10 protein-coding genes are annotated in these 9,188 nt (G+C 64.2%); 9 read left to right on the top strand and 1 reads right to left on the bottom strand.

Going from position 1 to position 9,188, the window contains the following annotated elements; genetic code table 11:
• The 3 genes from NCR93_RS22550 to NCR93_RS22540 all read left to right on the top strand — a co-directional run.
• On the top strand, window positions 1–231 hold a 231-nt coding region (locus tag NCR93_RS22550; RefSeq protein WP_250507728.1), incomplete at its 5' end, for a glycine zipper family protein.
• Between the two features lie 38 nt (window positions 232–269).
• Window positions 270–869: a hypothetical protein gene (locus NCR93_RS22545; RefSeq protein WP_008348505.1), complete on the top strand. Its 600-nt coding sequence runs from the start codon at window positions 270–272 to the stop codon at window positions 867–869.
• Between the two features lie 35 nt (window positions 870–904).
• On the top strand, window positions 905–1,417 hold the full coding sequence (locus NCR93_RS22540; RefSeq protein ID WP_008348503.1) for a hypothetical protein: 513 nt from the start codon (window positions 905–907) through the stop codon (window positions 1,415–1,417).
• 10 nt (window positions 1,418–1,427) lie between these two features.
• Here NCR93_RS22540 and NCR93_RS22535 read toward each other — a convergent pair whose 3' ends face one another.
• Window positions 1,428–2,354 carry a hypothetical protein gene (locus NCR93_RS22535; protein WP_008348502.1) on the bottom strand — a complete coding sequence of 309 codons (927 nt, stop codon included), beginning with the start codon at window positions 2,352–2,354 and terminating at the stop codon, window positions 1,428–1,430.
• Window positions 2,355–2,586: 232 nt separating this feature from the next.
• On the opposite strand from NCR93_RS22535, the gene NCR93_RS22530 reads away from it, so the two are divergent.
• From NCR93_RS22530 to NCR93_RS22505, 6 genes are all read left to right on the top strand, one after another.
• On the top strand, window positions 2,587–2,799 hold the full coding sequence (locus NCR93_RS22530; RefSeq protein ID WP_033536232.1) for a DUF2964 family protein: 213 nt from the start codon (window positions 2,587–2,589) through the stop codon (window positions 2,797–2,799).
• A 58-nt stretch (window positions 2,800–2,857) separates the two neighbouring features.
• Window positions 2,858–3,115 carry an RNA recognition motif domain-containing protein gene (locus NCR93_RS22525; protein WP_008348497.1) on the top strand — a complete coding sequence of 86 codons (258 nt, stop codon included), beginning with the start codon at window positions 2,858–2,860 and terminating at the stop codon, window positions 3,113–3,115.
• Window positions 3,116–3,216: 101 nt separating this feature from the next.
• On the top strand, window positions 3,217–4,050 hold the full coding sequence (ppk2, locus tag NCR93_RS22520) for a polyphosphate kinase 2 (protein ID WP_250532286.1): 834 nt from the start codon (window positions 3,217–3,219) through the stop codon (window positions 4,048–4,050).
• A gap of 25 nt (window positions 4,051–4,075) precedes the next feature.
• On the top strand, window positions 4,076–5,770 hold the full coding sequence (locus NCR93_RS22515; protein WP_175981178.1) for a SulP family inorganic anion transporter: 1,695 nt from the start codon (window positions 4,076–4,078) through the stop codon (window positions 5,768–5,770).
• 147 nt (window positions 5,771–5,917) lie between these two features.
• Window positions 5,918–8,209 carry a DUF3141 domain-containing protein gene (locus NCR93_RS22510; RefSeq protein ID WP_008348489.1) on the top strand — a complete coding sequence of 764 codons (2,292 nt, stop codon included), beginning with the start codon at window positions 5,918–5,920 and terminating at the stop codon, window positions 8,207–8,209.
• A gap of 39 nt (window positions 8,210–8,248) precedes the next feature.
• Complete coding sequence (locus NCR93_RS22505) at window positions 8,249–9,187, top strand: phosphate acetyltransferase (RefSeq protein WP_008348487.1); 939 nt, start codon at window positions 8,249–8,251, stop codon at window positions 9,185–9,187.
• The last annotated feature ends 1 nt before the right edge of the window (window position 9,188 follow it).

The following is a 9,188-nucleotide window of genomic DNA, read 5'->3' as shown; positions in this document are numbered from 1 at the left end:
GGCGCGGCGCGCGGCGCGGCGGGCGGCGCGGTGATCGGTGCGATCGCGGGCGATGCGGGCAAGGGCGCGGCCATCGGCGCGGCGACGGGCACGATGGCCGGCGGCATGCGCGCACGGCAGAACAAGCGGGCGCAGGAATCCAACGCGCAGGCGCAGAGCCAGGGCGCGATGCAGACGTACTATCGCGCGTGGTCGGCGTGCATGCAGGGACGCGGTTACACGATCCAGTAACGTCATCGCGGTATCGATAGAACAAAAGGAGCGCGAACATGAAACGCGTCAGCCTCGTTGTCTTGTCATGCCTTGCGCTATCCGCAAGCGCCTTTGCAGCCGATCCCACCGCCGATCCTCAGGCCGACGTCAGCGTCGTGCGAAACCCGGACGGCGCGACGGTGCAGGGCGTCGCGAAGGTGACGGCGACGATCGTCGGCATCGATCCGGCGACGCGCACCGTCACGCTGAAAACGAACGCCGGCAAGGTAATGGAACTGGAAGTCACGAACGAAGCGCGCAACTTCGATCAGCTCGCAGTCGGCGATGTCGTCACCGCGCAGTACCGCGAGTCGTTGACGCTGAGCCTGCTCGACAAGAAGACGCAGCCGTCGCGTTCCGAGAGCGACTCGGCCGAGCGCGCGGCGCCGGGCGCGAAGCCGGGCGGCGAGGTCGGGCGCGAAGTGACGATCATCGCCGATGTGATCGCCGTCGATCGTCATGCGAAGACCGTGACGCTGCGCGGGCCGCGCGGCGAGACGGTCGATCTGCACGTTCAGGATCCCGAGCGCCTGAAGCGCGTCAAGAAGGGCGATCAGGTGAAGGCCGTTTATACGGAAGCGTTCGCCATATCCGTGGAACCCGCCATGACAAAATAAGGCGCCACGAACCGTGGCGGACGCGGGAGAGACCCATGAAAAAACGCTTTGCATTCGCGCTGACGCACGGCGCGTGCGCCGTCGCGCTCGCGCTCGCCGGTTGCGCGCAGCCGGAACAGCGCGTGCAGCCCGGCATGGATCAGCAGGCGATCGTCGCCAGGCTCGGGCCGCCGAAGGAAACCTACGACCTGCCGAACGGCGGCAAGCGTCTGATGTGGCCCACGCAGCCGATGGGATCGACGACCACGGCCGTCGATCTCGATGCGTCGGGCAATACGGTCAGTGTTCGGCAAGTGCTTCAGGAAAACGAGTTCTACCGCGCCGAGGTCAACAAGTGGACGCGCAACGACGTGATGATCGCGTTCGGACGCCCGTTCGAGACGGCCTATTTCAAGCGGATGGATCGCGAGGTGTGGACGTATCGATACCTGGAGAACAACATCGACCACATGCTGTTCCATTTCTATTTCGACGCTCAGGGCGTGCTCCGGCAGACGCAGAAGCAGCCCGATCCGAAATACGATCCGAGCCAGCGCAACGTGCTTTGAACGGCGCGCGCTAGAAGCTGACGGCGAGGCCGAACGACACGCCGTGCACGTTGTGGCCGAACACGTAGCGCACCATCGCGCGCGTGCGCGTGATGACGACAGGATATTTGCTGCTGTCCAGTTCGAGCCCGACGCCGAGCGATGTCAGATCGTTGAAGCCGAGCACGCCCGCGCTGTCGCCGAAGTAATGCGAGTACGCGGTTTCGAGCACGTAGCGCACCGGCCTGTCGAGCGCGGCGAAGCCTGTGGGCGCACGCCAGCGCGCCCACAGGCTGAACTGCTGCGCGGTCGCGGAGCCTTGCACCGCTTCCGAGGAACTGCCGAAGCTGCGTAGATAAATATCGGTTGCGCGCAGTTCGACATCGACCTCGTAGTGCTCGCGATAATGCTCGAGATCGAGCATCAGCGAGCCGCCGACGCCGTATGCATTGAGCGCGCCGTCCTCGAGGAACTGCAGATTGGTGTTGGCGACGTGATTGAACACCGTCTGCGCGATGCGCGCATCGCTCGCGACGCGGCCGATCATGCCGTTGATGATCGGGCGAAATTTCAGCTCGCTCGTGATCGGGAAGTCCCAGCCGACGCCAACCGTCGTGCTGAACGTGTTCCATTTCGCAGGCACCGCGCGCTGCTGGTCGCCGTCGGTCGCGATGAAGGTCGGATCGTAGCGGCTGTACGCGAGCGTGCCTTCGAGGTAGAGCGGAAACGAATTGCTGAGGGTAAAGCCGCCGCCGAGTTGCGTCTGACCGAAGCCCGGATTGCCGGTCGTGCCGCTATTGATCGACAGTGAACTTGTCGTGACATCCGGCACCGCGGTGTACGACATGATCGCGAGCACGGAATTCGCATACTGCTTGACGTTTGCGCCGACGACCGCGCGGTCCGGCGCGCCCTGCGCCAGCGCGGCGCAGGGCGCGGCAGCGAGGACGAAGAGCATCACGAAATTTCGCAACCTGGTCGGGAAAGGGGTTGGCTTTTGCATCTGCGGGGCGCGTCAGAACGTTAATTGGTTTAGTTGGTCATGCGTTGCATTTGCTGCTCCGCCATACGCGGGAAATGTAGCCTAACGATCGCGGCGCGCCAAGGTCATTGCACACGAGTGTGTTCACAGGACGACGGAAGTTTTCCTAAACTGAAGCTATCTCGCGCACCGCTTCCGGGAGACATCGATGAGACTGAACGAGCCGCGCATGGTGGTTGCCTCGATTGGCGTGTTCATCTGGCTCGCCGGGCTGTATTTCACGATCCACGGCCTTCTGTACGACATGAAACTCGAATTCCGTTACGGCATGTGGGCGCTCGGCATCGGGATCGTGACTTTCGTCGTCGCGCTGAATCCGCTCGCGCAGCGCAAATCGGCCAAGCGAGATGGGTCGACCTGAGCCGTCCGTTGGTGTATTAGTCGAAGAAACGTCGCACAACTCAACGGAGAATCTTGCAATGGGCGATCTCTGGATAGGCAACGTGGAAGAGTCCACGACCGACGACGAAATCAGGGAATTTCTCTGCCGCTACGGCTTTCCACCCTACGATTCGATTCAGCGCGTGACGGGCACCGGCGAGCATCCGGCCGCGGTCGTCACCTTCGATTCGATCGAGCCGCACGTGCTGCGCACCTTTCAGCCGCGCATCCACAACATGTTCTGGAAGAACCGCACGCTCGTGGTGCAGGTCGTGCCCGAGCGCAACGAAACCTGACGGCGTCATGACGGGTCCGCGACCATGTGCCGCGCGCATCGTCGCGACGGCGGACTCGGTTCGTCCGCGCGGATGGCATCCAAAAATATCGGGAGACAGCAATGAACGAAGAGAGGGCTGTCGGCGAATCGAGAGGCGTGCGTGAAGGCGCGGGCGTGCATGAGCGCCTGAACAGGAAACAGTACGAAAAAGAGCTTGCGCGCCTGCATGTGGAACTCGTGAAGCTGCAGGAATGGGCCGTCTACACGGGCGCGAAAGTCTGCGTCGTGTTCGAGGGACGCGACGGCGCGGGCAAGGGCGGCACGATCAAGGCGATCACCGAGCGGGTGAGCCCGCGCATCTTCCGCGTGGTTGCGCTGCCCGCGCCCACCGAGCGCGAGAAGACGCAGATGTACGTGCAGCGCTATCTGCCGCATCTGCCCGCCGCGGGCGAGATCACGCTTTTCGACCGAAGCTGGTACAACCGCGCGGGCGTCGAACGCGTGATGGGCTTCTGTACCGAGGACCAGGCGAAAACCTTTCTGAAAGGCGTGTCGCTCGTGGAGCGCGCGATCATCGATTCGGGCGTGATTCTGCTCAAGTACTGGCTCGAGGTCGGTCAGGAAGAGCAGACGCGGCGTCTCGAGGAACGCATCCACGACGAGCGCAAGATCTGGAAGCTCTCGCCGATGGACCTGCGTTCCTACAGCCGCTGGTACGACTACTCGCGCGCTCGCGACGACATGTTCGAGGCCACCGACACGGAACAGGCGCCGTGGTACGTCGTGCGTTCCGACGACAAGCGCCGCGCGCGCCTGAATCTCATCAGCCATCTGCTCGCGAATATCCCGTACAAGGCCGTGCCGCGCGAAAAGGTGAAGTTGCCGAAGCGCCAGAAGGCGGAGGGTTATCGCGAAAGCGATCGGCCGCTGCGCTACGTGCCCGAGCGTTTTTAGCGCGACTTCGGAACGCGGGATCGTCATGCCGCATCGCGCGTCCATCGCGCCCGAATGGCTGTTTCGTTACGAGAAGCCGTGGGCGCGCGCCGATATCGTCGCGGGCCTGACGGCGGGGGCGGTCGTCATACCGAAGGCGCTCGCGTACGCGACCATCGCGGGCCTGCCGGTTCAGGTCGGCCTCTACACGGCCTGCGTGCCGATGATCGTCTACGCGTTCGTCGGCACGTCGCGCGCGCTGTCCGTCAGCACGACGACCACGCTCGCGATTCTCGCGGCGAACGCGCTCGGCGCGACCGTCGCGAATGGCGATCCGCACGCGCTCGCCGTCGCCAACGCGACGCTGACGATGCTCGTCGGCATCATGCTCGTCGCGGGGGCGTGCCTGCGTCTCGGGTTCGTCGCGAACTTCATTTCCGAGCCGGTGCTCGTCGGTTTCAAGGCGGGGGTGGCGATCGTCATCGTCGTGGATCAGTTGCCGAAGCTCTTCGGCATTCACTATCCGAAGGGATCGTTCTTTCACAACGTCGGCGCGTTCGTCGCGGGCTTGCCGCATCTGTCGGCGAGCACGCTCGCGCTCGCGTTGGCGACGCTCGCCGCGCTCATCGCGCTCGAACGCTTCGCACCGCGCGCGCCGGCGCCGTTGTTCGTCGTCGCGGCGGCGATCGTCGCGGTGGCCGCGTTCGGTCTGCGCGCGCACGGCGTCGAAACGGTCGGCGCGGTGCCGGCGGGATTGCCGTCGTGGACACGGCCGGATCTGTCGCTTGCATTGAAGCTGTGGCCGGACGCGCTCGGCATCGCGTTGATGAGCTTCACCGAAAGCATCGCGGCGGCGCGGGCGTTCGCACGCAACGACGAACCCGCGCCCGATGCGAACCGCGAACTGCTCGCGACCGGCCTCGCGAACGCGGCCGGCGCGCTTTTCGGCGCGATGGTCTCAGGCGGCGGAACGAGCCAGACGGCCGTCAACCGGCAGGCGGGCGCGCGCACGCAACTCGCGGGACTCGTGACCGCGGCGCTCGCGCTCGCCGTCATGCTGCTGTTCGCGCCGCTCATGGCGCTGATGCCGCACGCGACGCTCGCGGCCGTCGTCGTGTTCTATTCGATCGGGCTTTTCAGCCCCGCCGAATTCCGCGCGATCCTGAAGATTCGCCGCACCGAATTCGTGTGGGCGCTCACGGCATGCGCGGGCGTCGTGTTGTTCGGAACGCTGGAAGGCATCGTGGTGGCGATCGTCGTGTCGCTCTTCGCGCTCGCGCATCAGGTGTCCAATCCGCCTGTGTACGCATTGAAGCGGATACCGGGAACCAACGTGTTCCGGCGCGCTTCGTCGCGGCATCCGGACGACGAAGCGTTTCCCGGCTTATTGCTGCTGCGTCCCGAAGGGCGGATATTCTTCGCGAATGCGCAACGTGTCGCCGAAAAGATCCGCCCGCTCGTGCGCGATTCCGACGCGAAGATCGTCGTGCTGGATCTGAGCCGCGTCTTCGATGTCGAATACACCGCGCTCAAGATGATGATCGAAGCCGAAGCGCGCCTCGCCGCGAACGGCACCACGCTCTGGCTCGCGGGCCTGAATCCGGGCGTGCTCGCGGCGGTGCGGCGCTCGCCGCTCGGCGCGCGGCTCGGCGAAGCGCGCATGTTCTATAACCTCGAACATGTCGTCGCGAAGTATCAGGAGATTGTTTCGCGCAATGGCGATGAAGTCGCGCGTCGTTGAGTCGCGAATTTTTGCCACCTGCTTGTCGCACATTGCGCATATATTTTGATGATGGTATCCAAGTCATCGGACCATGCGTTCATCATGGCCGCCGATGCATCTGCTTCCTGCGTTGTCCCTTGCACGTTCCCTCGCGGAGATCACGTCATGACGTATGCAGATCAACTGGCGCGCAGCCAGAAAATCGCGGAAAAGGTCACACGCGTTTATCAGAAGCGCGCGGAGCTTGCGCAGCATCAATTCAGCGAGCGCGCGCGCGAAGCAGGCGTGCGTGTCCTCGGCAACGGCGAGGCTGATCGTTTCAACGGCTTCGACTATGCGGTCGATGTCATGCAGCGCACGGTGCTCTTCTGGGACACCCTGCGTCAGCGCGGCAACAACTTCATAGAGCAGGCGAAGCGCGGTCTCGAACCGGTGCTGCATTTCGCGCATGAAATGCTGCTCGACGGACGCACGTTCGCGCGGCCGGTGAACTATGCGCTGTTGCGTATCGTGCCGCCCGAAGGCGTAGTCATCGATCCGCTGAAGCGGCCGTATCTCATCATCGATCCGCGTGCGGGGCATGGTCCGGGCATCGGCGGATTCAAGGACGATTCGCAAGTCGGCGTCGCGTTGCGCGCGGGTCATCCGGTGTACTTCGTCACGTTCTTTCGCGACCCGCAGCCCGGCCAGACGCTGCTCGACGTATGCGCGGCCGAGCAGCAGTTCGTGAAGCATGTGCGCGAGATGCATCCGGACAGCCCGAAGCCCGCTATCGTCGGCAATTGCCAGGGCGGCTGGGCCGCGATGATGCTCGCGAGCTCGCAGCCCGACGATACCGGTCCGCTCGTCATCAACGGCGCGCCGATGTCCTACTGGAGCGGCGCGTGGAGCGAAGGCGAGGGCGACAACCCGATGCGCTACTCGGGCGGCATGCTCGGCGGGACGTGGCTCGCTTCGCTGACGGCCGATCTCGGCAACGGCAAGTTCGACGGCGCGTACCTCGTCGAGAACTTCGAGAACCTGAATCCGGCGAATAGTTTCTGGGACAAGTACTACACGCTGTTCGACAAGATCGACACCGAACCGCCGCGCTTTCTGGACTTCGAGCGCTGGTGGGGCGGCTATTACCTGATGAACCGCGAAGAGATCGAATGGATCACGCGCAATCTTTTCGTCGGCAACAAGCTGTGGTCGGGCGAAGTGCGCGGCGCGTCGGGCGCATCGTTCGATCTGCGCGCGATCAAATCGCCGATCATTCTCTTCGCTTCGATGGGCGACAACATCACGCCGCCGCAACAGGCCTTCAACTGGGTCGCGGATATCTACGGCAGCACCGACGAGATCAAGGCACGCGGGCAAGTGATCGTCGGACTGATGCACAAGAGCATCGGGCATCTCGGCATCTTCGTGAGCGGCAAGGTCGCGAAGAAGGAATACACGCAGATCGCATCGGTGCTGGAAGCGATCGAATCGTTTCCGCCGGGGCTGTACGGCATGGAGATCGCCGAACGCAAGAACGCGAACGGCAAGACCGAATACGACGTGAGCTTTCACGAGCGACGTCTCGAAGACGTGACCGCGCGCTTCAACCGTTTCGAGCGTATCGACGAACTGCCGTTCGAAGCGGTGAAACAGGTATCGGATTTCAATCAGCGTGCGTACGAACTGTTCGCGCAACCCTTCGTTCAGGCAATGGCCAACGACGCGACCGCGACGATGCTGCGCGCGTTCCATCCGTTGCGCGCGCAGCGCTGGATGTTCTCCGATCTGAATCCGTGGCTTGCATGGCTCGGCCCGGCGGCGGAAGCGGTGAAGGCCACGCGCAAGCCCGACACCGAACGCGACGTGTTGCGCCGTGCGGAGCATTGCGGCTCCGACATGATCAGCGCGAGCCTCGACTTCTATCGTGCGATGCGCGACGCCACGACCGAAGCGATGTTCTTCTCCGTGTACGGCAACCTGCTGCCGGCACAGCGCGTGCAGGAACGCGAGACGCAAGAAAATCGGACCGATCCGCGCGATCTGCCGTTCGTTCAGGAAGCGCTCGCGTCGGTTGCGCACGGCGGATACGCGGAAGCCGTCGCGCGCGTCGCGTGCCTGCTCATGCGTCACGACGAGCCGTTGCCGCTCACGCGCATGGTGCTGCGTCAGGAACTCGCGGCCGACTATGCGGAGTATTTGCCGCAGATGCCGCGCGACGAATGGCGGCGCGTTCGCGGCGAACAGGAAATCATCGTGCGCTACGAGCCCGAGCAGGCGCTCGCGTCGTTGCCCGGTCTGCTCGACGACAGCGACGACCGCAAGAAGCTCCTCACGCTCTTCGACAAGCTGCACGACGACAGCCGCATGCAGGGCTTCGAGCCGACGGCCGCGCAGCACGACATGCTCGCGCGCATCCGCGCGGCGCTGCCGGTCAAGGCTGCGCGCGCGCCAAGACGTTCCGCGCCCGCGCACTGATGTTCGGGCGTTGCATCACACGTAACTACGGAGGGTGAAATGAATCAGCCGCGCGAAAAATATGTACGGCTCATCGAGGTTTGCCAGGCGTTGCCGCCGCTCGCGGTGGCGGTCGTGCATCCCTGCGACCGGACATCGCTCGAAAGCGCGGTGAAGGCGCACGAGATGGGTCTGATCGCGCCGCAGCTCGTCGGGCCACGCGATCGCATTCGCGAGGTGGCGGAAGAATGCGGCCTCAACATCGCGGGCTTTCCGATCGTCGATGCGCCGCACAGCCACGCCGCTGCCGAAAAGGCGGTGGAACTCGTGCGCGAGGCGAAGGCCGAAGCGCTCATGAAAGGCAGCCTGCACACCGACGAAGTCATGGCCGCGGTCGTGAAGCGCGAAGGCGGACTGCGCACGTCGCGGCGCGTGTCGCATTGCTTCATCATGGATGTGCCGGGGCACGACGACGTGCTCATCATCAGCGACGCGGCCATCAACATCGCGCCGACGCTCGCCGATAAAGTCGACATCCTGCAAAACGCGATCGATCTCGGCCACGCGCTGCGTTTCGCGGAAGTGCGCGTCGCGATTCTCTCGGCGATGGAAACGGTGAACCCGAAGGTGCCGTCGACGCTGGAGGCCGCCGCGCTCTGCAAGATGGTCGATCGTCATCAGATCACGGGCGCGCTCGTCGACGGGCCGCTCGCGCTCGACAATGCCATCGACCTCGAAGCGGCGCATACGAAGAAGATCGATTCGCCCGTCGCGGGGCGCGCGAACGTGCTGATCGTGCCGGACCTCGAAGCGGGCAACATGCTCGCGAAGAGTCTGTCTTTTCTCGCGAATGCGGATGCGGCCGGCATCGTGCTCGGCGCGCGCGTGCCGATCATTCTGACGAGCCGCGCCGATTCGCTGCAATCGCGGCTCGCATCGTGCGCGATCGCATCGCTCGTGGCGTCGAAGCGCCGCGAAGAAGCGCAAGTAGTGGGGTGAT

This window comes from Caballeronia sp. ATUFL_F1_KS39 (genome assembly GCF_023630985.1).
In the GTDB taxonomy this organism is placed as follows: Bacteria; Pseudomonadota; Gammaproteobacteria; order Burkholderiales; family Burkholderiaceae; genus Caballeronia; species Caballeronia zhejiangensis.
The sequence above is the reverse complement of the archived record's forward strand: the minus strand, read 5'-3'. Positions and strand labels throughout refer to the sequence as shown.